Annotated in this window: 23 protein-coding genes; 11 read left to right on the top strand and 12 right to left on the bottom strand. The window is 66.7% G+C overall.

Annotated elements, in window-relative coordinates; genetic code table 11:
* Positions 1 to 138: 138 nt before the first annotated feature.
* Positions 139 to 627: a hypothetical protein gene (locus tag BLQ10_RS16305; RefSeq protein WP_254785614.1), complete on the bottom strand. Its 489-nt coding sequence runs from the start codon at positions 625 to 627 to the stop codon at positions 139 to 141.
* Positions 628 to 775: 148 nt separating this feature from the next.
* Between BLQ10_RS16305 and BLQ10_RS16300 the strand changes: the two genes are divergently transcribed.
* Positions 776 to 1,624 carry an alpha/beta hydrolase gene (locus BLQ10_RS16300; RefSeq protein WP_091563836.1) on the top strand — a complete coding sequence of 283 codons (849 nt, stop codon included), beginning with the start codon at positions 776 to 778 and terminating at the stop codon, positions 1,622 to 1,624.
* Here the strand turns inward: BLQ10_RS16300 and BLQ10_RS16295 are convergent.
* Complete coding sequence (locus tag BLQ10_RS16295; RefSeq protein WP_091563936.1) at positions 1,567 to 4,143, bottom strand: AMP-binding protein; 2,577 nt, start codon at positions 4,141 to 4,143, stop codon at positions 1,567 to 1,569. The genes BLQ10_RS16300 and BLQ10_RS16295 overlap by 58 nt on opposite strands.
* Positions 4,144 to 4,420: 277 nt before the next feature.
* On the opposite strand from BLQ10_RS16295, the gene efeO reads away from it, so the two are divergent.
* Together efeO and efeB are read left to right on the top strand one after the other, a co-directional pair.
* Positions 4,421 to 5,308 carry an iron uptake system protein EfeO gene (gene efeO / locus BLQ10_RS16290; RefSeq protein ID WP_368086526.1) on the top strand — a complete coding sequence of 296 codons (888 nt, stop codon included), beginning with the start codon at positions 4,421 to 4,423 and terminating at the stop codon, positions 5,306 to 5,308.
* Positions 5,305 to 6,696, top strand: coding sequence for an iron uptake transporter deferrochelatase/peroxidase subunit (gene efeB / locus BLQ10_RS16285; protein ID WP_091563832.1), 1,392 nt, complete (start codon positions 5,305 to 5,307; stop codon positions 6,694 to 6,696). The genes efeO and efeB overlap by 4 nt, the downstream gene beginning before the upstream one ends.
* Before the next feature lie 71 nt (positions 6,697 to 6,767).
* On the opposite strand, the gene BLQ10_RS16280 is transcribed toward efeB, so the two are convergent.
* From BLQ10_RS16280 to BLQ10_RS22450, 4 genes are all read right to left on the bottom strand, one after another.
* On the bottom strand, positions 6,768 to 7,319 hold the full coding sequence (locus BLQ10_RS16280) for a GNAT family N-acetyltransferase (protein ID WP_091563831.1): 552 nt from the start codon (positions 7,317 to 7,319) through the stop codon (positions 6,768 to 6,770).
* 23 nt (positions 7,320 to 7,342) lie between these two features.
* Positions 7,343 to 7,603: a hypothetical protein gene (locus BLQ10_RS16275; RefSeq protein WP_139164264.1), complete on the bottom strand. Its 261-nt coding sequence runs from the start codon at positions 7,601 to 7,603 to the stop codon at positions 7,343 to 7,345.
* A gap of 130 nt (positions 7,604 to 7,733) precedes the next feature.
* On the bottom strand, positions 7,734 to 8,642 hold the full coding sequence (locus tag BLQ10_RS16270; protein WP_302847330.1) for a GNAT family N-acetyltransferase: 909 nt from the start codon (positions 8,640 to 8,642) through the stop codon (positions 7,734 to 7,736).
* A gap of 94 nt (positions 8,643 to 8,736) precedes the next feature.
* On the bottom strand, positions 8,737 to 9,297 hold the full coding sequence (locus BLQ10_RS22450) for a hypothetical protein (protein ID WP_175558660.1): 561 nt from the start codon (positions 9,295 to 9,297) through the stop codon (positions 8,737 to 8,739).
* A 15-nt stretch (positions 9,298 to 9,312) separates the two neighbouring features.
* On the opposite strand from BLQ10_RS22450, the gene BLQ10_RS16260 reads away from it, so the two are divergent.
* Entirely contained in the window at positions 9,313 to 9,804 is a 492-nt protein-coding gene (locus tag BLQ10_RS16260) for a GNAT family N-acetyltransferase (protein ID WP_175558659.1), read from the top strand.
* A gap of 152 nt (positions 9,805 to 9,956) precedes the next feature.
* Positions 9,957 to 10,505, top strand: a complete 549-nt coding sequence (locus BLQ10_RS16255; RefSeq protein ID WP_091563823.1) for a hypothetical protein — start codon at positions 9,957 to 9,959, stop codon at positions 10,503 to 10,505.
* Here the strand turns inward: BLQ10_RS16255 and BLQ10_RS16250 are convergent.
* Positions 10,502 to 11,827 carry a carboxylesterase family protein gene (locus tag BLQ10_RS16250; RefSeq protein WP_091563822.1) on the bottom strand — a complete coding sequence of 442 codons (1,326 nt, stop codon included), beginning with the start codon at positions 11,825 to 11,827 and terminating at the stop codon, positions 10,502 to 10,504. The genes BLQ10_RS16255 and BLQ10_RS16250 overlap by 4 nt on opposite strands.
* 6 nt (positions 11,828 to 11,833) lie before the next feature.
* Positions 11,834 to 12,541, bottom strand: a complete 708-nt coding sequence (locus tag BLQ10_RS16245; protein ID WP_091563820.1) for a FadR/GntR family transcriptional regulator — start codon at positions 12,539 to 12,541, stop codon at positions 11,834 to 11,836.
* Positions 12,542 to 12,664: 123 nt separating this feature from the next.
* On the opposite strand from BLQ10_RS16245, the gene BLQ10_RS16240 reads away from it, so the two are divergent.
* The 3 genes from BLQ10_RS16240 (at position 12,665) to BLQ10_RS16230 (ending at position 16,950) form a co-directional block, all read left to right on the top strand.
* A complete protein-coding gene (locus BLQ10_RS16240; RefSeq protein ID WP_091563818.1) occupies positions 12,665 to 14,077 on the top strand; it encodes an SLC13 family permease in 1,413 nt (470 codons plus the stop codon).
* 84 nt (positions 14,078 to 14,161) lie between these two features.
* Positions 14,162 to 15,415, top strand: a complete 1,254-nt coding sequence (locus BLQ10_RS16235) for a CaiB/BaiF CoA transferase family protein (RefSeq protein WP_091563816.1) — start codon at positions 14,162 to 14,164, stop codon at positions 15,413 to 15,415.
* Complete coding sequence (locus tag BLQ10_RS16230; protein WP_091563814.1) at positions 15,409 to 16,950, top strand: carboxyl transferase domain-containing protein; 1,542 nt, start codon at positions 15,409 to 15,411, stop codon at positions 16,948 to 16,950. Before BLQ10_RS16235 ends, BLQ10_RS16230 begins: the two co-directional genes overlap by 7 nt.
* A gap of 20 nt (positions 16,951 to 16,970) precedes the next feature.
* On the opposite strand, the gene BLQ10_RS16225 is transcribed toward BLQ10_RS16230, so the two are convergent.
* Positions 16,971 to 17,717, bottom strand: a complete 747-nt coding sequence (locus BLQ10_RS16225) for a lipoate--protein ligase family protein (RefSeq protein WP_091563812.1) — start codon at positions 17,715 to 17,717, stop codon at positions 16,971 to 16,973.
* Positions 17,718 to 17,733: 16 nt separating this feature from the next.
* Between BLQ10_RS16225 and BLQ10_RS16220 the strand changes: the two genes are divergently transcribed.
* Positions 17,734 to 18,123, top strand: coding sequence for a DUF2177 family protein (locus BLQ10_RS16220; RefSeq protein ID WP_091563811.1), 390 nt, complete (start codon positions 17,734 to 17,736; stop codon positions 18,121 to 18,123).
* A 13-nt stretch (positions 18,124 to 18,136) separates the two neighbouring features.
* Here BLQ10_RS16220 and BLQ10_RS16215 read toward each other — a convergent pair whose 3' ends face one another.
* Positions 18,137 to 18,940 carry a thioesterase family protein gene (locus BLQ10_RS16215; protein WP_091563809.1) on the bottom strand — a complete coding sequence of 268 codons (804 nt, stop codon included), beginning with the start codon at positions 18,938 to 18,940 and terminating at the stop codon, positions 18,137 to 18,139.
* A 137-nt stretch (positions 18,941 to 19,077) separates the two neighbouring features.
* Here BLQ10_RS16215 and BLQ10_RS16210 point away from each other — a divergent pair, with 137 nt between their 5' ends.
* Positions 19,078 to 19,788, top strand: coding sequence for an endonuclease/exonuclease/phosphatase family protein (locus tag BLQ10_RS16210; protein ID WP_091563808.1), 711 nt, complete (start codon positions 19,078 to 19,080; stop codon positions 19,786 to 19,788).
* A 41-nt stretch (positions 19,789 to 19,829) separates the two neighbouring features.
* Here BLQ10_RS16210 and BLQ10_RS16205 read toward each other — a convergent pair whose 3' ends face one another.
* On the bottom strand, positions 19,830 to 20,945 hold the full coding sequence (locus tag BLQ10_RS16205) for an alkaline phosphatase family protein (protein WP_254785613.1): 1,116 nt from the start codon (positions 20,943 to 20,945) through the stop codon (positions 19,830 to 19,832).
* A gap of 216 nt (positions 20,946 to 21,161) precedes the next feature.
* Here BLQ10_RS16205 and BLQ10_RS16200 point away from each other — a divergent pair, with 216 nt between their 5' ends.
* A complete protein-coding gene (locus BLQ10_RS16200) occupies positions 21,162 to 22,202 on the top strand; it encodes an isopenicillin N synthase family dioxygenase (RefSeq protein WP_091563805.1) in 1,041 nt (346 codons plus the stop codon).
* Positions 22,203 to 22,267: 65 nt separating this feature from the next.
* Here the strand turns inward: BLQ10_RS16200 and BLQ10_RS16195 are convergent, their stop codons facing one another.
* The gene (locus BLQ10_RS16195; RefSeq protein ID WP_091563803.1) at positions 22,268 to 22,735 is read right to left on the bottom strand and encodes an SRPBCC family protein; all 468 of its coding nucleotides are present in this window, start codon (positions 22,733 to 22,735) and stop codon (positions 22,268 to 22,270) included.
* Positions 22,736 to 22,739: the final 4 nt, after the last annotated feature.

Raw genomic sequence — 22,739 nt, 5'->3', positions numbered from 1 at the left:
AACACCGGGGGCACCACCATGAAAAGCTTCGCCTTGATCAACGAGCACGCACCGGCTGCCCGCGTCTTGGGATTCAAGATCCTCACCCGGGACATCAGGAAGTACGCCACTGTCACATCACCCGCCGAGGAAGGCGCTTCAGTGGGTGATGGCCAGAGGCTTCGCAGGCATCGCACACGACACCTGCACGAACGGGACGTCTCGCGCTCCCGCCACGCGGTTATTCCTGCCGGTGTCATCGCACCAGTCAATGTTGTAAGGCACGGCGGTTACGGCGGCATCCCCCACGGCTGTCCGGGCGGGTACGACAAACGTGTAGGTGAACCCACCGGCGTCGTTCATGGCGGAGGTGGTGGTGACGACTTCCGCACCTGTTGCATCGGTGACGCTCACCTGGATTCGGGCGTTCTTGCCGTAGCGGGGATTGCAGTCAGCATCCGGCGCCGCCACCGTCACGCTTTGCCCCGGTTTGGCTTCCGTCGGGGTCAGCGAATAGGCGGGCGGGAAACAAGGCGGCTCCCCGCCGGTGGTCGACGAGCACCCCGCCATCGAGGCAACCAGCACCAGTGCGCCAACCGTGGCACAGATCGCGCAGCGCCGATCACCGTCCTTCGGGTGGAAAGCCATGGCGTCAGTGTCGCAGGTACAGCGGTCCCCGCCCACTGTTGTCCCGAATTCGTACCCGAACTGTTGCCGGAGTGTGCCGAGGCCAAATTTGCCCCGTCGCCCGCAAGGCAATGACTCCCGCACCCCGCGTCGGGCCTATGATCGGGCCATGGAATCACCCGGATTTTCCCGACGCCGCCTGCTGGGGCTCGGAGCCGGCGCCGCGGCCGCGGCGTCGGTCGCGGGGTGCGCCGGCCGGGGCATGTCCAGCCAGGCGGCAGCACCAGTCCCACTGATCGGCGTGCGCAGCGGCAGCTTCACCTCGCGGTTCCGGCCCCAGGAACCCACGGGCTGGTCACTGGCCGTGCCCGGAACCACCGGGGACCGCCCTTCCGGTCCCTTGCCCCTTGCCCTGTTCCTGCATGGCACGGGCGCAGACCACCGCATGGTCTTCGACGAGCTGGACGCAGGCGGCGTCTTGGCAGAGCATGTGGCCCGCGGAGGGACTCCTTTCGCAATCGCGGCCATCGACGGCGGCGAAACGTGGTGGCATCGACGGGACTCCGGAACCGACACGCAGTCCATGCTGGTGGAGGAGTTCCTCCCCCTGCTGGCCGGCCAGGGAGTCGACACCGGCAGGCTCGCCGTGTTCGGCCTGTCGATGGGCGGGTTCGGCGCCCTGCTCCTGGCCTCCCAGCACCGCCTCCCCGGTCTTCGCGCCGTCGCCGCGATGAGCCCCGCAGTCTGGAGCCTGTACGACGCCGGCCGGTCCGACAACTTCGACAGCGCCGCGGACTTTGCGGCCAACGACGTCTTTGCCCTGCGCCCGGAGCTGGAGCCGCTGCCGAAGCGAATTGACTGCGGCACGGCGGACAACCTGCTCTTCAGTGTGAAGGACTATGTGAAGGACCTGCCAGGCGCACACGAGGGAGGCTTCCAGGCTGGCGGCCACGACAGCGGCTACTGGCGCTCCATCCTCCCGGAGGTCCTCGCGTTCCTGGGCAAGAACCTGGCTTGATGCTGGCTGCGAGCGCGCGAAGAGCGTCCGGCAGCGCGTGTCCGCCGTCGGCTGACTGCGCCCATCACCCGCATGCAGAGCGCCCAGTAGGCTACTCCCACCCCGAGCGAGACTGCTACGGCCAGCACAGGACTGATCCCGGCCAGCGGCGGGTAGACCAGCCAGTGGACCAGGTACGCGTAGAGGGACGCGCCGGCCAGCACCACCGTGAGGCGGCGGAGGCCCCTGGGCACCGGGATGCTGGGCAGCCAGATCAGCAGCAGAATTCCGGCGAGGAGCGTGCACTCCCGGCCCGGGTTCTCGAAGAATCCCGGAACGGTCAGTGCCGCAATGGCCGAGACAATGCAACGCTGGGCTACGGTCCGGGACCGCGCAATGGCCCAACCCAATGCGAAGAGCCACAGCGCAGGCGCGGTGTGCGGCACCCCGGGGTTTACCAGCTCATAGCGGGTCAGGAGCCCCGCGCCGGTCAGCGCCAGCGGAAAGAGCAAGGGGAAGCGCCGCTCCGCGCGGTCCGCCCATGGAATGGCGAGCAGCGCAGTGGCCCCCACAAGCAGGTAGACAAGAATCTCGATGAACCAGAAGTGCCACTGGGTGGTCACCGCATCCGGCCCGAGGATGGCGTTGAGCAGCAGGATATTGGCGGGCGCGTAGTTGTCGGTGATCAGGTAGGCCACCGCGATGAACGCCATGCTCGGCATCACGATTCGTGCCACGCTGGCCAGCTGCCGCCGCAGCCGCGGCACCCGTTTCCCGGAGAGCTGGAAGCGTGCGAAGTTGTAGCCGGCCACGGCCATGAGCACGTGGGCCGCACCCTGCCAACTGAACAGACCGACGTGCGTGCTCACGATCAGGACGATCCCCACAGCCCGCAGCACGATGCTCGTTTCGACCGGCGCAAAGAACCGTCGCCGCTTCCGGGCCGGCGCGGTGCGGGGCCGCGGCTCGAGGTCCCGGACCGGGGTCACGTGCCAGTCCGGCGGGAGATGGCCCAGGGCTTGTTCCAGCCGGACCGACGCGGCCACGTAGGACAGCGAGTCCCCGCCGAGGGAGACGAAGGTGTCGCCATCCCCGATCTCGGCGCACTCCAGGGCGTCCTTAAAGATCTTCCGGACGCTGTCCGGCGCGCCGCTTTCGGCCGCGGGCTCAGGTGCCGGCCCTGGTTTCGGCCCGGACAGCGCCAGGACCGCCCGGTAGTCCAGTTTGCCCGTGGCCAGGCGCGGGAGATGCTCGACGGCGTGTACCTGGAGGGCTGCGCGGGGCAGTCCCATGCCCTGGGCGAGCACCTTGGCGAGCAACTGCGGGTCGTGGTCGCCTTCAACGGCGACCACGACGCCGTCGTCCGTCCCCGCGCTGGCCGCCCGCACCCCGAGGTCCGCCAGGAGTCGCTCCACCTGTCCCAGGTCAACCCGCAGTCCCACGATCTTGACGAACCGGCTGCGCCGGCCCACCACCTCGTAGACGCCTGCCGGGTGTAGCCGGGCGAGGTCGCCGGTGCGGAGCTCGGTGCTGGTCCGGCCCGCGGCGAGGTCCGCCGGGCTCTCGGCATAGCCGAGCATGACGTTGGGGCCGGTGTAGACGAGTTCGCCGTGCTCCAGGCCGGGCACGGGGTCGATGCGGAACGAGCCGCCGGGCACCGGGATGCCCACCGCGCCCGGGACCTCGGCCGCCAGCTCCGGCGGGAGGTACGCCATCCGGGCCGTCGCCTCGGTCTGGCCGTACATTACGAAGAATTCCCAGCCGTTCCGGCGGCCCAGTTCAGCGTATTTCCTCACCGATTCCGGCACCAGCCGGCCCCCGGCCTGGGTGATGTAGCGCAGGCTGGGCAGGTCCATTTCCGCGAACCCGACCCGTTCCAGCAGTTCAAAGGTGTACGGCACGGCCGCCAGCGACGTGGCCGCACGGCGTCGGAAGAGATCCCAAAAGCATGGATCAACCACGGAAAGGTCGGTCAGGACCAGTCCGGCACCGCGGAGCAGGTAGCTGTTGATCACCGACAAGCCGTAGCAGTAGGACATGGGCAGCGTCGTCGCTGCGCGGTCATCCGGGCCGATCAACAGGAACTCGGAAATCGACTCGGCGTTGGACTGCAGGTTCGCGTGCGAAAGGCGAACGAGCTTGGGTGAACCCGTGGACCCGGACGTGCTGAGCAGGAGCGCCAGGTCCGGATGCAGCTCGTGCCGGGTGCCGGTCCGGCGTTCCTCCAGCACGGTCCGCCCATTCCCCGGCCGCATCACGACGTCGGGGTCGTAGGCCTTAACCAGGGATTCCAGGGCGGCCGGTTTGTCCTCGGGCAGGAGGATCAGTGGGTGTCCGCCCACCAGAGCCGCCAGGTAGGCGACTATCGAGTCGAGGTCGTTGGTGGCGGCCAATGCGACGAGGCGCCGCTCGGTGCCGAGCCGGACGGCCAGGTCATCGACGCGCCGTGCCAGTTCCCGGTAGGTCAGTGCGAAGGTATCGGTGAGGATGGCAGGTTTGTCCCCGTAGCTCGCAAGATCGGCGGCAAAGGGCACCCGCATGAAATCAAGCTGCGTGGTCACCCGGACGATGTTATTAGATTAGGCTTACCTAAACCAAATTAGGGCACGAAAGGTTTGCGTAATCGCCCGGAGTGGGTATCCTCCTTATTTAGGTGCACCTAAGTACGCGCTTCCTCGGCATCGTAGCTGGGGGGATCCATATGCCCAACGGCCCTGCACGCTTCCGAACCTCAACCGCCAGTCGTTCCCCCACCAACCAGAGGAAACACCCATGCCTTGTATCCCCATGCCCAAAACTGCTCCACGATTCCGGAAGATGCTTGCCTTGGTTGCGGCAGCAACCGCCGCTCCGCTGGCCCTGACCGGCTGCATGGTCAGCTCAAAAATCCCGGGCACGGCCGACGGATCGATCCAGGTCACGGACTCCGGCACGAACCCCGCCGTCGACGCCAATCTTCAGGAGCTGCTGGACACCGGCACCCGGCAGTATGCCGCATACGTGAAGGATCAGACCAACCAGCTCGTGGGCGGCACGAAGGCGTTCGCGGAGGCTTACGCCGCAGGAGACGCAACGAAGGCCCGCGGGCTTTATGCCGCCACCCGCATGCACTGGGAACGCATTGAACCGGTGGCCGAGTCGTTTGGGGACCTCGACCCCAAGCTTGATGCCCGTGAAGCCGACCTCGAACCCGGCCAGGAATGGACTGGCTGGCACCGGGCCGAGAAGGACCTGTTCCCGCCGGCCGACTACATCCCCCTGACAAAGGCGGAGCGCACAGCCATCGCCACGCAGCTCGTTGCCGACACCGAGGACCTGGCCCAGCGGACCCGCACCGTGGAACTCTCCGCGGACAAGATCGGCAACGGCGCCAAGGAACTCCTGGACGAAGTAGCCACCGGCAAAGTCACCGGAGAGGAAGAAATCTGGTCCCACACCGATCTCTGGGACTTCCAGGCCAACGTGGATGGGGCCCGGATCGCGTTCGAAAGCCTAAAGCCCGTGCTGCAGCGAAAGGACCCGGCCCTGGCCCAGGCACTCGAGGCAAAGTTCGCGGCCTTGCAGGCCGGGCTCAAGCAGCACTCCTCCGGCGAAGGCTTCGCCTACTACAACCAGCTCAGCCAGGCCCAGGTCCAGCAACTCGCTTCCCTGGTAGATGCCCTGGGCGAGCCGCTCGCCAAGCTCACGTCGGCAGTAGTGCTGTGAGCGGTTGCCCCTTCGACGGCAGCCCCGGCCAGACGCCCGACGCCGGCACTCCGGAGCCAGCTCCCGCTGCAGGACCGCCGTCAGCGGCCGCCTCCGGGAACAGTAGTCTGACCCGCCGCGGGATCTCCCGCCGCGGACTCTTGTCCCTCGCAGGCGCCGGCGGCGCGGGCGCCGTCGCCGGGCTGGCGGCGGGCTTCGTCAGCCACGACGCCGTCGAGGCAGCGGCCGCTCCGCTGGCGGCGCCCGGCCAGGTCATCCCCTTCCACGGTGACCGCCAGGCAGGCATCGCCACGCCCGCCCAGGACCGTCTTCACATTGCAGCGTTCGACGTCGTCGCTGAGGACCGCGCAGAGCTCATCCGGCTCCTGAAGGACTGGACCACCGCCGCCGCGGCGATGACCGCGGGGCGCAGCACGGGCAGCAGCGGGGCCGTCGACGGCCCCTATGACGCACCTCCGGAGGACACGGGCGAGACCCTGGACCTTGGGGCCGGAAAGCTCACCCTCACCTTCGGGTTCGGCGCAGGCCTGTTCGAGAAGGACGGCAAGGCCCGCTTCGGCCTGGACGGACGCCGCCCGGACGCCCTGATCGACCTGCCGCACTTCCCCGGCGATGATCTCCAGCCCGGACGCACCGGCGGCGACATCGTGGTGCAGGCCTGCGCCGACGACCCCCAGGTGGCCGTCCACGCGATCCGGAACCTCGCCCGTATCGGATTCGGCCAGACGCGCGTCCGCTGGTCACAGCTGGGGTTCGGCCGGACCTCCTCCACCTCACGGTCCCAAACCACCCCGCGGAACCTCTTCGGCTTCAAGGACGGCACCAGCAACCTCAAAGCCGAGGACACCGCCCTGCTGGACGAGCACGTGTGGTCCGGCCCGGGAACCCGCCCGGACGAAGCTTGGATGGCCGGCGGCACGTACCTCGTAGCGCGCCGGATCCGGATGCACATCGAAATCTGGGACCGCACCTCGCTGCGGGAACAGGAAGCCCTGATCGGCCGCACCAAGGGCACGGGATCCCCGCTTTCCGGCGGCGAGGAGTTCTCCGCCCCCGACTTCGAGATCACGGGGCACGGCGGCGAACCACTGATTCCGCTGGACGCCCACGTCCGGCTTGCGCACTCGAGCCGGAACAGCGGCGTCAAGATGCTCCGGCGCGGCTACAACTACACCGACGGATCGGACGGTCTGGGCCACCTAGACGCCGGACTGTTCTTCATCGCCTTCGTAACAGACCCCCGAACGCACTATGTGCCCATGCAGCTGGCCATGGCGAAGGAGGACACACTGGCCCTGGAATACCTAAAGCACACCGGCTCGGGCCTGTTCGCGGTTCCCCCGGGGACCAGGGCAGGGGGTTTCATCGGCGAAGGGCTGTTCGCATGACGGCGGCCGGCGGCGTGGCCGGCGTCCGTGCTGATCGGTACGCGGCGGATGCCGTTTTACGCACGTTGCGCTCACAGCGTGACGAACGGGACCGTTCCGGGCGGGAAGATCCGGCTGTGGCGTTTCTCAGCCACAGGCGGATTGAATCTGGTGTCTTCCAGGGTCGCTCCGTCGTCGAGCCAGCGGCGGTTGCTGTAAAAACTGATGGCCCGATTGTTGCTTTTCTCCACCCACAGAAATGCCCGACGGTAGCCGAGTTCGATGAACTTTTCTTCGGCGGCCGCGAACAGGATGGAGCCCGCGCCCTGCGCCCACCAGTCCGGATGCACATTAATCGCGTGGAGCTGACCGGTTTCCGGGTCCGAGTCGCCGGCAGCAGGGCCGAGGATGGCGAAACCCACAACCTCATTGCCGCTTTGGACGACGAGGTGAATAGTCCCTTCCCTGGGCCCCAGGATGTTGCGGCGCCACGCAGACGCTGCCCGCCCGACGTCGAGACCGTCAAGATACTCATCGGTCATGACTCCACGGTAAGTGGCTCGCCAGGCCGCAACATGGACCTCGGCCAGCCGTGCGGCGTCGTCTTCGATCGCGTCCCTGACGCGGATATCAGGAGTGGTCATGGCCCCGAATCTATCGACTGAGGTCATCGGTGCCGTGCGGCGCGCACTAGCCGGCGGACGAAAAAGCTGATGACGAGGACGCTGACTGCCGCAAGGAGCCACGTGCCTGCCGGCCCAAGAACCGGGGCGCTCGTGCACGTGCTGACGGCGCCCGACTCCGCGGTGTAGTCGACGCACTCGCCTGTCCGAAAGCCGATTAGGAAGGCGTCGACGGCGATCACCAGCAGAATGGCCAACGGCGAGGGCCATCTAGGACGCCGGCGCAGCTGAGGCGTTTCCTCCACGGCACCCCCTCCGCAGCTCCACAATGAGCTAGCCCATCGAACACTTGGCAGACATCTCAGCACGAATCGGTGCCTGTGGCGAGCCCCAATTCATAGCTCGCTGAATCTGGAATCACCACTCGGGGAAGGTTTAGGTCCGCGCGATGATGTGGGCAATTTCGTTTCTGCCCATGGTGAGAAGGCGTGGCGCTGCGGGGATTTCGAGGAGCTCCAGCGTCCTGCCTGTAACAGCCGGAATGCGTTGGAGAGTCGGAAAGAAGTGTGGGTCGGTAATGTGTCCGTCAAACAAGACCGGAGTGCCGCCGGCGTTCACCAGCACTTCTGCCATGCAGGCGGCGACGTCAGTGCGCGCCAAGCGGTTGGCTGGATGCAGGGATTCGCATATCGCCTCGGCTTCCAGATCCCGGCCTGTACCGAAGACAAAGCATGCAGCAGCAATTCGGTCGTTCCTGATGACGAACATGCTTCGGGACGGATCCAGTTCTTCCTGGATCATGGGTCCAAATTCGGCGAGGAGACGACTCCGCATCCCAGTTGGCGACCATGATGCGTGAACGACTTCATACATTTTCGTCCAGGCTTCAGTCAGTTGTTCCAGCGTTAGCCGGTCGCCGGTGCGGATGTCGTCGCGACGGTTTCCGAGTGCCCATCGGCGCACCTCAATGCTTGAGGTGTCGACCCGCTCAGGCGGGCAGACTTGGTAGCGCACGGCGCCAAGTGATTTGTAGAACTCGTGGGCAACCGCCCCTGGGTGGGCTTTGACCGACAGCGGCGTCCGACGACGGGTTTGGATGGATTTCACCAGCGCCGAACCGATGCCTTGTCGCCTGAATTGCTCGGCGACGAACACGAACACCGGGTCCCGGGTCGGGTGGACGCTGTTGGTGGCCGAGACGGCGATGCCCGCTGGCTCCCCCTTGATCTTTGCCACGAGCGATGATCCCCCGACACGCCATTCGTCGGCCCGGGCCCATGGCGAGTCGGCTGCGAAGCGATCCGCATCAGCGGCCGTCGCTGGTTCGATCACCGGTTTCCGCATACCGCTGACCATAGCGGATCACTCAGCCGCCGCAGCCGGGAAGTGTCCAGCAGAATTCTTTCTTAAGGTCCTCCCGATGTCAGATTCTGATCTTTCAGCTCTCCGGGATCGGGCTGCCCATGGTGACAACGACGCCATAGGAGAAGTCATCGAGCTTGCCGCGGAGCGGGGAGACTTCGACGAGCTGCGGCATTTTGCCGACGGCGGCAGCAAAGACGCTGAGGATCAGCTGGTTGAACTCGCAGCTGAGAACGAAGATTTCGCAGAGCTGCGGCGCCTGGCATCCGCCGGAAATACAGACGCAGCCGAAGTGCTGGCCGAACTCACTGAGTGACCTTTCCCGCGCAACGACAGGATCTCCGCAGCCGAAATTGACTACGTCAATACCCGCTGGAGCATCTATGCTGCGCTGAGTCGTAAACGCAGTATCAACACTGGGGGTTAGAAATTGGATCTTGGCTTGCTCGTTGCGGCCCTCTACTGGGCTTTTCCCGTGGCAGCGTTTTTCGTTCTGGCGCGAACCGTGTTCCGGCTGAACACTTTTCTGAAGTTGCGGATCGCGCAGCTTCGCGCAGAGGCAGTAGCCGCTGAGGCAGCAGAGCTTCCGCACTAATTCCAGTTCGCCGGATTGATCGCAGAACGGTGAATGGCTCAAGGGAAGGAGCGGCCCGTGACGCTCGAAGGGCTAGTGGTGCGCGCAGCGAGGCCGGAGGATGCGGCCGAGGTGCGTCGGTTGTCCATTTCGTTCACCCCATCCGCGCAGGAGGTTCCGCCGGAGGCATTCCAGAGCCGGTTCACTGCGTTCCTGGCAGACACCTCATGGTGCCTCCCCGTGGCACAACCGCAGGGGCGCGGCAGGCTGATCGGCTATGGCCTGGCCCAGGACTTTGGGGCCGGCCTGCGGGCTACGTTCACCACAGGTCGCGTTCATGACCTCTTTGTCGATCCTGACACACGCCTGGGCGGCACCGGCAGGGCCCTCATGAACTTCATCTTCGACTGGTCGCGGGCCCGGCCACAACCAATGATCCTGGACTGGCAGGCAAGTCCGTCAGCCATCGGCTTCTACGAGGCTCTTGGGTTCGAGGCCGATCGTGTTGGCGACTTTCCCGAGTATCCGGGTTTCACCCTTGACCACCGAGTCGGACAGCGCATGCGATAGATTACACTCATCCCGACGACGACTCGGGCAATGGAGGGGGACCGTTGAAAGCTTCAAAAGAGAAGCAGTACCCGGCGCAGGCGGACTGCTCAGCGTCCACTCAGCGGTCCGCCCGTCGAGCCAGAACGCACCGCTCGGCGTCGGGCCGCCCTGTGGCCGCAGCCGCATGGGCCGCTGCTGCGGGCACCCTGTGCTGGCTGGTGGCCAGCGGAGAAACCCGGGCCGCGATGGACGCCGCACCCTGGCTGGTGCTGGCCTCCTGGGTCGTCTACGTAGCCCAGTGGCTGCCATGCCTGCGCGTTGATGGCGACGGCTTTACGCTGATCAATGGCCTCCGCGACCACCGGATACCCTTCGATACGGTGCAGGACGTCGAGGTCCGCTTTGCCGTAGCTGTCAGGGCCGCGGGCAAGAAGTATGTGAGCTGGGGCGCTCCTACCCCGCCGGGCTCGTTCGAATCCGGTTTTGCGCACGTCAGCGATCTGAAAAGCCGGCCATACAGCATGCTCCCAAGCAATGAACGGTTCAACCACCAGCCCACTGTGTCCACCGGCCGTGACGAGATCGCCAAGGCATGGCAGGAAGCCCGCACCGCCGGGCTCCGCTCCTCCGACGGCACAGTAACCTCGACATGGAACCGCCCGATGATCGCCCTCGGCGTCGTCGTGCTCCTCTGGGTGACCGCTGCCCAGCTGTTCTAGACCGATCGGTACCGGAGTGAGCCGGGGATCTCGCCCCGGGCCCCCAGGCCTTCCCCGTAGGCGAACCGGGCCCACAGCGCCCGCATCGCCCGGCCCTGCGCATTGATGTCCTCCCAGGTGGCGCCCGCAAGCAGTCCGGCACCCTCCCACGTCCGTTGGTGGCCAAACAGCAGCGGCAGGTCAACTGTGTGCGCGGCGCCGTAGAGATTTCCCGGTGCGCGCCAGGACAGCACGTAGGTGTGGGCCCGCCCGCCCGCCCGCACATGCCGCCTGGCAAACTGCCTGGCCGCTTTGCCGTACACCATTTCCGTGACCACCCACGTGACTGCCTTGAGTATGGCGCTGCCGACCACGGGAATCCTCGCCACGTGGCTCAGGTGCGGGCTTCGCGGCAGAAACAGCCTGACCTCCTCCGCTGTGTGCCCGATCAGGATGTCGATCCCTGGCGCAGCCGCATTCCAGGCCCCGTCAAGCTCGGATTCCTCGGGCAGGGGTGAATGCCCGTACTGGATACCGAACGGCATGGCAGCCATCAGCCCGAACCTTCTCGCCGCCCGCGCCACATCGTCTTCGAGGGCGACGACGTCCATCGCCGGAGTGCCGGCGGTAACCGCTTCCGCGGCGATACCCATGGCGGCGTTCATCTTCTCCCGCCCCCGGGTAATACCCAGCGGGGCACTTTGAATGATGGCCCGCTGGAAGAGGGACGCCGCGCCCGGCGTCGCCATGAGGTGCGCGACGGCGTCGCCCCCTGCGGATTGCCCGAAGGCGGTGACCCTGCCCGGATCGCCACCGAACGATGCGATGTTGCGCTGCACCCACCGGAACGACTCGATCTGGTCCAGCAGGCCCAAATTGGCGGGCCGGCCGGTGCTGGTGGACAAATATCCGAAGAGGCCCAGCCGGTAGGTCACCGAAACGACGATCACCCGGGTTTCGGCAACCAGCGCCGCCGGGTCGAATATCGCCAGGTCCCCCGATCCGGACGTGTAGGACCCGCCGTGCAGCCACACCATCACCGGCAGCCGCTCACCGTCGTCGAGATCGGCAGGCAGGGTGATGGACAGCCGCTGGCAATCCTCGCTGCCTGGCAGTTCGCCGTAGCGGGTGCCGAGCACGTCGTCCAGGAAGGGCACCGGGGCCTGCGGGCACGCCGGAGACAGGGATGTCGCCTCGAGCACCTCGGACCAGTCGGTTGCCGGCGCCGGCGGCTGAAACCGCTCCGCGGTGGCGTAGGGAATGCCGGTGGCACGCACGACGGCGCCGTCGCGCCATCCGGTGATCGGGCCACACGGCGGATCGAAGGAAAGGTTCACATTCATACAGGCTTAGCTGTTCTTCAGCAGGGCAACATCGGAGACAAGTTCAATGTGCTCGAGCATCGCCGCCGCGGCGGCCGCCGAATCCCGGGACCTGATCGCGTCGGCGATTTTGCGGTGGGAGGCGAGCGACTGCTCCGGCCGGCCGGGCTGTCCGAGGGATTCGAGGCGCGTTTCCAGGACCATTCCGGCAATGAAGGTCATCAACTGGGCCAAGACTGCCGAATGGGCCGCGGCGGTTACTGCCTGGTGGAACAGCTCGTCGCCCCGCGCACCCCGGTCGCCCGAGGCGACCTCCTCGGCCATGGCCTCGAGGGCGCGATCGATGGCGTTCATGTCCTGCTCGGTGCGGCGGGCCGCGGCCAGCTCGGCCAGCTTGACCTCCAGCGTGCTGCGCGCTTCAACGATCTCGGGCAGCCGGCTGCGGTGCTCTCGGAGGCCCTTGATCACGGACGGAACGTTGGGCCGGTAGACCAGCACCGCACCGGTGCCGTGCTGGACGTCAATCACGCCGAGCACTTCGAGGGCCACCAAGGCCTGCGCCAGGGTTGCCCGCGAAACCCCCAGCCGCTCGGCAAGCTCCCGTTCAGCCGGCAGCGTGTCGCCGGGACCCAGCTCGGCGGACTCGATGAAGTCCATGATCTGTTCCACCAGCTGCTCGTAGAGCCGGGGCCGCGAAACGCGGGAAATCTGATGCGTTGCCGCCTGCTTTGCCATGCGCGTCCTTCCAGCCTGTCTTGGCCCTAAGACTACCGGAGAACTATTGACAAGGACACCTAGTGTCTAGGAGGCTAGGCCACTAAGCCAATAAATGAACCACTTTGATCCGGAGGAACAACGATGTCCGCTCCCGTCCTGTCCATCATCATCCTGGCGGTGATGTTCCTACTGGCCACGGTGCTGCCGCTCAACATGGGTGCCTTGGCCTTTGTAGGTGCCTTCCTGCTGGGCTCCGTGGTGTTGGGGATGTCCACCAACGACATCCTTGCCAACTTCCCCGGCGGCCTGTTCCTGACCATCGTCGGGGTTACCTACCTGTTCGCCATCGCGCAGAATAACGGCACCATCGACCTGTTGGTGCGGGGCGCTGTTCGGTTGGTCGGCAGCAAGGTTGCGCTGATCCCGTGGGTCATGTTCGCCATCACCGCGGTGATTACCGCCGTCGGCGCCCTCTCCCCGGCCGCCGTGGCCATCATCGCGCCGATCGCCCTGAGCTTCGCCGCCAAGCACAAAATCAATCCGCTCATGATGGGCATGATGGTGGTCCACGGCGCCCAGGCCGGCGGCTTCTCCCCCATCGCCGTCTATGGCGTCACCGTCAACAGCATCATTGCCAAGACGGAGCTGGATGCCAACCCCATGGCAATCTTCCTGGCGAGTTTCCTCTTCAACCTGGCTATCGCGCTGGTGCTTTTTATCGTCCTCGGCGGCGGCAAACTGCTGTCCACCCCGGCCGGGCGATTGGTGGAACAGGCCGCAGAAAAGCGCATGTCCCTCAGCGTGGGTGCCCGCGCCGCCGGCGTCACACTGCAGGGCTCAGGCTCCGACATCTCCGCCGCCGGCGTCTCGGCCAGGGGCACCTCGGGCGGCCCCGGCACATCCTCGGCAGCCGGTCCCGCCGCGGTGGGCGCACTTCCGGCCAGCGGCGCCCGTGCTTCCATGCCCCAGCTCATCACCATCCTTGGCCTGATCGCCTTGGCTGTCATCTCGCTCGGGTTCAAGGTGGATGTCGGCTTCGTTTCGATCACCATCGCAATCGTCCTCGCCCTCGTGTCCCCCGCAGCACAGAAGGGCGCCGTCAACAAGATCAGCTGGTCCACCGTCCTGCTCATCTGCGGCATGCTCACCTTCGTGGGCGTCCTCGAAGAAGCCGGCACCATCGCATTCGTGTCCGGCGGGGTGGCCGATCTTGGCATGCCACTGCTCGCCGCCCTGCTGATCTGCTACATCGGCGCCATCGTCTCGGCCTTCGCCTCCTCCACCGCCATCCTCGCGGCCCTCATTCCACTGGCGGTGCCGTTCCTGGCCACCGGCGAGGTCGGCGCCGTCGGCGTGATCGCCGCCCTGGCCGTGGCCTCCACGATCGTGGATGTGTCCCCGTTCTCCACCAACGGCGCCCTGGTCCTGGCCAACGCGCCAGAGGATGTGGACAAGGACAGGTTCTACAAGCAGATCCTGGCGTACAGCGGCATCGTCGTCGCCGTCGGGCCGGCCATCGCCTGGCTGGCCATGGTGGTCCCCGGCTGGATGTGACCGCTGGATGTAGCCGGCAAATCAACCAACCGCGCAAGCACACCGCGCGCACCCGCAAAGACCGACCAGAGAAGGAACGCGCCCATGAACACCCAACCCACGCCCAACGCCGAAGGCCCACTCACCGGTTATCTCGTGGTGGACCTGAGCCGTGCCCTCGCCGGCCCGCATGCCGGGATGATGCTGGCTGACCTCGGCGCGCGGGTGATCAAGGTGGAGAACCCCGGCACCGGAGACGACACCCGCGGCTGGGGCCCGCCGTTCGTGGGCCCGGAGGATGATCCGCAGGCCACGTACTTTCTGTCCTGTAACCGCAACAAGGAATCCATTGCCTTGGACTTGAAGAGCGATGACGGGCGGGCAGTGCTGCGTGAACTGCTGGAGCGCGCCGATGTGGTCATCGAGAACTTCCGCCCCGGCGTCCTGGACCGGCTCGGGTTCTCGGCTGCGGAAATGCATGCCCTGAATCCGGCCCTGGTGGTCCTCTCCATCACGGGGTTCGGGCACGACGGGCCCGAATCCCGGCGCAGCGGGTACGACCAGATCCTCCAGGGTGAGGCCGGGCTGATGTCCCTGACCGGGTCCGGCCCGGACGATCCGCAGCGGGTCGGGGTCCCCATCGCCGACCTCCTCGCCGGCATGTACGGGGCGTTCGGCACACTCGGGGCCCTGCTGCAGCGTGAGCGGACAGGCCAGGGCCAGATCGTGCGTACGTCCCTGCTCGCGGCGCTGATCGGGGTCCACGCCTTCCAAGGCACCAGGGCCACTGTTGCAGGGGAAGTCCCGAAGGCCCAGGGCAACCACCATCCCTCGATTGCCCCCTACGGCCTGTTCCACTGCCGGCAGGGCAGGGTGCAGATCAGCGTGGGAAGCGAAAAGCTCTGGACCACGTTCGCTTCGACATTCGGAATCGACGCCGCGCGGCCGGAGTTCGCCACCAACGCGGACCGCGTGCGCAACCGCGAGAAGGTCATCGAAGAAGTGGAGCGGGTGTTCTCCGATTTCGAGGCCGGGCCGCTGCTCACCAAACTCAACGACGCCGGCATCCCGGCCGGCAAGGTCAGAACCCTGGAAGAAGTCTACGAATGGGACCAGGTGCACTCGCAGGGTCTCGTGATCGATGTCGACCACAAAATCCTCGGTACTGTGAGCCTGCCGGGCCCGCCGCTGCGGTTCTTCGGCGCCGCCGGCACCACGGAAACCACGCTGAAGGCCCACACCGCGCCGCCGCTGCTGGACCAGGACGGGGACCAGATCCGCCGGTGGCTCGGGCTGACAGCCGCCACCGGCATGGTCACAGAAGCCGGCACGGCACAGGACGGTCGGCCGGCATGCTGACCCAGCAGAAGGTCCGGCACCTGGACGCTACCGAACTCATCGCCGCGGTGCTCGATCCCGGGTCCTACCGGAGCTGGGACGCGCCTGTGCTGGACCCTGATCCCGGCCCCGAGTACCGGCAGGAACTGGCCGCCGCCCGGGCCAAGACCGGCATGGACGAATCCGTCCTCACCGGCGAAGGCCTCATCCGCGGCCGCCGGGTCGCCGTCATCATCAGCGAGTTCCGGTTCCTTGCCGGCTCCATCGGCCAGGCCGCGGCGGAACGGATCGTCAACGCCGTCGAACGCGCCACGCGCGAAGGCCTGCCCCTCCTGGCCGGACCTGCCTCGGGCGGCACCCGCATGCAGGAAGGAACCATCGCGTTCCTCTCCATGGTCAAGATCAGCGCAGCCGTCCGCACCCACCGGAAGGCCGGTCTGCCCTACCTGGTCTACCTGCGGCATCCCACCACGGGAGGGGTTATGGCCTCATGGGGATCCCTCGGCCACATCACCGCCGCCGAGCCCGGAGCCCTGCTCGGCTTCCTCGGACCCCGGGTCTACGAGGCCCTCCACGGCACCCCGTTCCCGGAGAACGTCCAGACCGCCGAGAACCTCTTCGACAAAGGGCTGATCGACGCGGTGGTGCCGCCCTGGCATCTGTCCGACGTCGTCGACCGTGCCTTGAGCATCCTGGTCACCTGTCCCCACGCACCGCTCGCCGCGCCCGCGACGCTGTCCGTGAAGCCGTCAGGCGCCGGCGCCTGGGAATCGATCGGCATCTCCCGCGATCCCCGCCGGCCGGATGTGCGGCAGTTGCTGGCGCACGGCGCCCGGGACGTGCTCCCGCTCAACGGCACCGGACAGGGTGAAAAGGACCCCGGTCTTCAACTGGCCCTGGCCCGTTTCGGCCAGCAATCCTGCGTAGTCATCGGCCACACCCGGCCCAGGCCCTCCCGGCCGACGGCGATGGGGCCCGCGTCCCTCCGGGAGGCCCGGCGCGGCATGCGCCTCGCCGAAGAACTCAGGCTCCCGCTGCTCACCGTCATCGACACCGCCGGCGCTGCCCTGTCCCAAGAGGCCGAGGAAGGCGGCCTGGCCGGCGAGATTGCCCGCTCTTTACACGACCTCATCGGACTCAACGCGCCCACGGTGTCCGTGCTGCTCGGACAGGGAGCCGGCGGCGGGGCACTGGCCCTCCTGCCCGCGGACCGCACCATCGCGGCCCAGCACGCCTGGCTGTCGCCGCTCCCGCCCGAAGGCGCCAGCGCCATCGTCCACCGGAACACTGATTTCGCCCCGGCCATGTCCGAGGCCCAAGGCGTCAACGTCGCATTCCTGCACGCCAGCGGGCTCGTGGAGCACATCGTGGACGAACGCTCCGATGCGGCCGACGAGGCGCAGGCCTTCTGCCGGCGCCTTGGCCGGGCCATCGAATACGAACTCGCCACGCTCGCCAGCGCCGGGGTCACCGAACTGCTCCCCCGGCGCTTGGCGAAGTACCGCAACCTGGGCAGCGTCCTGTGCGCCACTGGCGGCACGCCGTCGTCCGGTTGAGGGCCGTCCCTAGAGCCGGCTCAGAGCAGGCTCGGGAACTCCGCATAGCTGAGCGGGGCGTAGCGCCCGTAGGCGGCGATCACCGCAGCCTCAACAGCGTCGACGTCGAGGCCCGGCACGAGGTCATCCGCCGCGCCCGCCGTCGCCGGGTCCCACTCGAGGCCGAGGGCGGCGTAACTGGCCTCCAGGACCGCGCGGATCGGGGCGGAGTCCGCCACCACAATCACGGAGCTAAAGAGCCAGCCGCCGGCGACCACCCGCTGGGCGGTGCCGACCAGTTTGATCCGGCGCTCCGGGAATCCCGGGTCGCTGCCGTGCACGCTGAACTCGCCGGGACAATATTCCCCCGGGATCTCACCGACGCCGGCATCCACGCCGGCGTCGCGCAGCGCCCGGGCGAGCAGTTCGCCAAAGCGCGAAAACCGCCCCTTGGCCCCGGCAATCGCGTCCGCATCGGGCTCCAGGTGATCAATGACGAGCGTCCGCTCGTGATACGCCGCCGCGCGGCCCCCGGCCTTGCGGACCAGCGGCTCGAAGCCGAGCTGCCTGCAGGCTGCCGCGGCGGCTTCGAAACCGGGCAGGTGCGTGTCGCGCTGCCCGAAAGCGACTGTGGGAACCGGCCGGTAAAGCCGCAGGGTGGGGCCCAATGAACCGGATTTGACCTTCTGCAGGAGCCCGAGCGCGAAGTCGAGGTCGGCGGCGGCACCGAGTGATTCCTGCTGCCGCACCACCGTCAGTGTCCGGGGCCCGGCTGGCGCCTGCGGCATGTTGTTATGCTCCCTTATGGTCATTCTGCAATTCCTCGTCGTAGCCGCCGCGTTCGCCATCATCGACGCCATCTGGCTCAAGACGATGAACCCGTTCTACCGCCGCCAGATTGGTGAGCTGATGGCCGACAGGCCCAATCTAGGGTACGCGGTGGTGTTCTACGTGATCTACATTGCCGGGATCGTGTTCTTCGCCCTGCGGCCAGCGCTCGACGGCGGCAGCTGGCTCAGTGCCGCCGGCTATGGTGCCGCCCTGGGCGCGTTTGCCTACGCCACGTACGACCTCACCAATGCCGCCACCCTCAAGACCTGGCCGTTGCAGCTGGTTGTTGTCGACATCCTCTGGGGCGCCGCCCTGACGGCACTGGCCACGCTGGCCGGCTGGCTCGTCTTCCACACGAACTAGAACTTGCGCAGCGTCAGGATCTGCGCAGTGTCAGGATTTGTTCCGCGCGGCCGAACGGGCCCGTGAGGTCATGCAGCACTGTGGAGGTCAGCCCGATCCCGTCCGTGCCGAACGAGACCTCGTTGTCCAGCCCCAGCCACTCCCCCTCCGGCTGCCGGTACATGTGGATCTGCAGGTCCAGGTTGGGGAAGGCATAGCTGCCCTTGCCCGGCGGGACCCGGGCGGCGATTCCGTTGGCCGTGTCCACCAGGCCGATCAGCCGGGCGACGTCGCCGCTGTCTGCCTGGCTGGTCAACGGATAGTCGGTGCGGAGCCAGACCGTTCCCGAGCCCGCCCGGTGGCCCTCGGCGATCCGCATGTGCAGTGAGGCGATGTAGCCGCCGGGCCAGATACGCGCGGCGTCGTACGGTTCGCAGTCCTCCGGCGCGGGGATCCCGGGATCCTCAAAAGCCGCGATGGCGGACGTGTCCGAGGTGATCATCCGCCAGGCCGTGGCGCGGATGGCCGTGCGGCCACCGGCTACGAGCTCGGCCTGCACCAGCTCGATGGTCCGGCCGGGGCGGAGGGTGGAGGTCACGACCTCGAACTCGCCGCCGGGGATCAGCCCGAGGATTTCATAGCTGAGCCGCGCCATGCGCATATCGTCGCGGGGCTCGTGCCTGGCCAGGGCGTCGGCCATGATGCCGGACGCGGGGGCCATGTGCTGCTCGTGTTCATTCCAGGCGCCCTGGGCGTGGATCGTGGAGCGGAACCGCCCGCCGCCCAGCGCCTCATAGTAGAAATCGCCCTCGGCAAGTTCCGGTAGTGCAGCAGTCAACGTGCGCCCTTTCGCGTGGCTGGTGATTCCAGAACACACTATCCCTTCGGGCCAGCGGCGGTTATCCCCACTCGATCCGCTCTGACTGGGTAGACTCGGGTGAGGTTTCAACCACTATCCAGCGAAGAGGTGCTCCCCTGCTTAGAGTCATCAGCTACAACCTCCGCAAGCACAAGGCCAGCGGCGAGCTGGTCGATCTGGCCCGCGATTTCGAGATTGATGCTTTGTGCCTCCAGGAGTGCGATACGGAGGATCTGCCGGAGTCCATCGGGGACTTGCACCTTGCCGACTCCACCCGGGGAAACCGGCTGGGCTTGGCGATCTACTACCGCAAGGACCGCTTCACCGCTTACGACACCCAGACGTTTGCCTTGAAGAAGTCCCTTCACGACCGGGTTTTGGCCCCCGCGCACGAGCGGCTCATCGGCACCCGTGTGACGGACAACGAGACCGACCACGAGCTCGTTATCGCCTCCTTTCACGCGGCACCGCTGACGGCGTCCAACTCACTGCGGCGGAACCAGATTCATGCCGCCCACGCCGAGTTGCTCAGCATGGGCGGCGGCCTGATGTCGCTGATGGTGGGTGACTTCAACTATCCGTTCTTCACCAAGTCCCTGACAGCGAAGATGAAAGACGCCGGCTACGACCTGACGATGAGTGACCGCCGGACCTACACCCGCTACAAGGTCTTCAAGGGCCATTTCGACTTTGCCACGTCCCAGGGGCTGGAGATCGAAAGCGTGGAAACGCTGGCCCGAGGCGCCTCGGACCACCTTCCCATCCTGATCTCGGCCGAATACGGCCAGGAGTTCAACGGCAACGGTGCGGCGCCCGCGTCCAGCTAACGGCTTGGCCTCCCGGGCGGTCCTGCCCGCCGGCGCTGCCGCTAGGAGCCCGCGTTGAAGACGTCGGTGCCGAAGCTGTTCAGGCCCGGTGCGCCGGCATACCCGAGGCGCGGCAAGGAGAACGCGTCTTCGATGCTGGCCAGGAGACTGAAGTGGTTATAGGGCTGGTTCGACGTCGTCCCGCCCTTGGTGAACGGCGAGAGCACCAGCGCACCAATCCTGCCTCCGGCCGTTCCTCCGGGCAGCAGTCCTGACGGTCCCTCAGTCTTGCCCTCGGATTCATCGAAGGTGATGACCAGCATCCCGTCCTGCTTGAAGGCCGGCGAAGCCAGGATCGCCGGGACCTGCTGGCTCAACCAGCTGTCCGCGGCGGCCAGGCCCCCGGTGCTGCCATCGACGCAGGGGTCATCGTGCCCGTCGTTGCAGAGATTGGGCGAGATGTAGGACAAGTTGGGGGTGGTGTCCACGGACTGGAGGTCGCCGGCGAGTTCACCATAGTCCACCACGTTGGCCTGGCAGTCCGGTGAGGAGGTGATGGCCTGGAAGTACACGAACGGGTTGTGCCGCGTTGCGTACTGGTCGCCCACCTTGGCGCCCTGGCTGCTGTCCTTCCCATCAAGTTCGGGGTGACGGCACGGCGTGCCCATGTCTTCCATGTAGCCCTTCCAGGTCTTGCCGGCGGTGCTGAGCTGCCCGGCGACCGTAGGGACCGAGGCCGGATAGACGCAGCCGGTGCCCTCCGCCTGGCCCAGCGAGTCTGTCCCCGTCAGCCGGAACGCTGCGTAGGTGGGACAGTCGTCGCGGGTCATGGCGTTGGACGCCTGACCGGAGATCTGGGCCAAGTAGTTCGGGTTCGAATTGTGGGCGATCCCGTAGTACTCGGAAAGCAGGACGCCCTGGCTGCGCAGCGTCTGCGACAAATAGGGCGCTTCAGAGCCTGCGCCCCACACCTTCTCGTAGCCCTTGTTCTCGAGATTGATCACGAACACGTGCCCGGGCTTCGACCCCGCCCGTGCGGTGGCCGTGCCCCCGGCAGTGGGACTCGCGCTGCCGCCCGGCGGCGGCGGCTCGCACGCCGCAGCGGACACCACGAGGACTGCTGCAACAAGCAGCCGAACGGCGGTCCGTCGATGAGATTTCGTGGCATTCCGGCTCATGGATTCCGGCTTTCTGATTGAACGATCAGCGTGGCATTGGCGGCTCCAGTGGTTGCACTCTTTCACACCGCAGTCAAGAAAGCCCGCGAGAACCCTGAATTGTGGCTGGGAGACAGCGTTCTGGAACGCGTGGCCGGGAAGGCGCGACGCCGGCGCTTCCGGACCGGGGGCTGGCCTACCGTTCAGTAGTGAATGCTGCGGTGGTAGTTTGCACTCATGAGCGCACCATCGGATTCAATTCCGCTCCTGGACCTGAGTGCCGCCAGGGGGCAGGACGGCACGTTTGACCCGGCGTTTATTGATGCCCTGCGCGACGCCACGCATCGGGTGGGCTTCTTCCAGTTGACGGGTTACGGAGCCTCTGCCGCCGAGGTGGACGAACTCTTCGAGGTCACCCGGCGGTTCTTCGAGCTCCCGCTTGAGGCACGACTCGAACTGGACAACCGGCTCTCGCCCCACTTCCGCGGCTACACGCGGCTGGGTCACGAAATCACCCAGGGACGGCCCGACGCCCGCGAGCAGCTTGACTTCGGACCCGAGCGTCCCGCCGTCGAGGACTACCCGCCGGATCGGCCGTACTGGCTGGTCCAGGGACCGAACCTGATGCCGGACCGGGCGCTGCCCGAGCTGCGCACCGTGTGCATGGCGTGGGCGGACCGTATGTCCGGCGTTGGCGCAGAATTACTGAGTGCCATTGCCGTGTCCCTGGAACTGCCGGAAGGCTACTTCGACGAACCGTTCCGGGACTCACCGGCCTGGATGGCCAAGCTCGTCCACTACGTCGGCGGCGTCGTCGCGGACGCCGGTCCCCAGGGAGTGGGCGCCCATGCGGACTACGGCTTCGTCACCTTGCTGCTCCAGGATCAGGTCGGCGGCCTGCAGGTGCTTCCGCCGGGCAGCGACAGCTGGATTCCGGTGCAGCCGACTCCGGGGGCTTTGGTGGTCAACCTCGGGGAAATGCTGGAAGTGGCCACCCAGGGCTACCTGGCGGCCACCATCCACCGCGTCGAGGCGCCTCCGCCCGGAGTCGACCGTTACACGGTCCCCTTCTTCTTCTCGCCCCGGCTCGACGCCGTCATTGAGCCGGTGCCGCTTCCGCCCGCGCTGGCGGCCCGGTCCCGGGGAGTCACGGATGATCCGGACAATCCGATGCTCGCGTCTTACGGCGCCAACGTGCTCAAAGGCTGGCTGCGGGCCCACCCGGAGGTCGCCCGGATTCATCACCCCGAACTCGGCCGGACCGCCGGGCAGTCCTGACGGCCCAATCACAAGTGTCATCCGGCCCTGCGGGCCGTCACCGGGCGGTCCGGCGGAGTCCCGGCTCAGGCTTGTCGCTGTGCGACGGCGCCGGCGAGCGACGCCAGGCCCTTTTCGAAGTCCGCGCCGACCATCTTGTCCATATTCATGAACAGCGCGAAGACCTTGCCGATGCCTTTGTTCTCCCCGGTCATGGTCCAGGTGACCTGGGTGCCGTTGCCTGAGGGCGTGAACGTGAACGAGGTGGGGTTGACCGCTTTGAAGGGCTTGGTGAACTCCAGACGGATCTTGATGTTTCGCGGCTCGGCGGTATCGACAATTTCCATGGTGCCGGAGCCGGCCTTGCGGTTCCCGCTCCAGGCATACTTGGCGCCGACGCCGGATTCGCTGCCGGAGTAGCTCCGTTCCATGGCGGGATCTACGGCCTCCCAGGGGGACCACTTGGTCCATTCGTGGAAGCTGTTGACCAACGGAAAGATGTCCTGGGCCGGTGCGGGAATGACTGCGCTGCGCGTAACTTCATAGGTAGACATGCCG

This window comes from Arthrobacter sp. ok362 (assembly GCF_900102785.1).
GTDB lineage: Bacteria > Actinomycetota > Actinomycetes > Actinomycetales > Micrococcaceae > Arthrobacter.
This window is presented reverse-complemented; position numbering and strand designations above follow the sequence as displayed.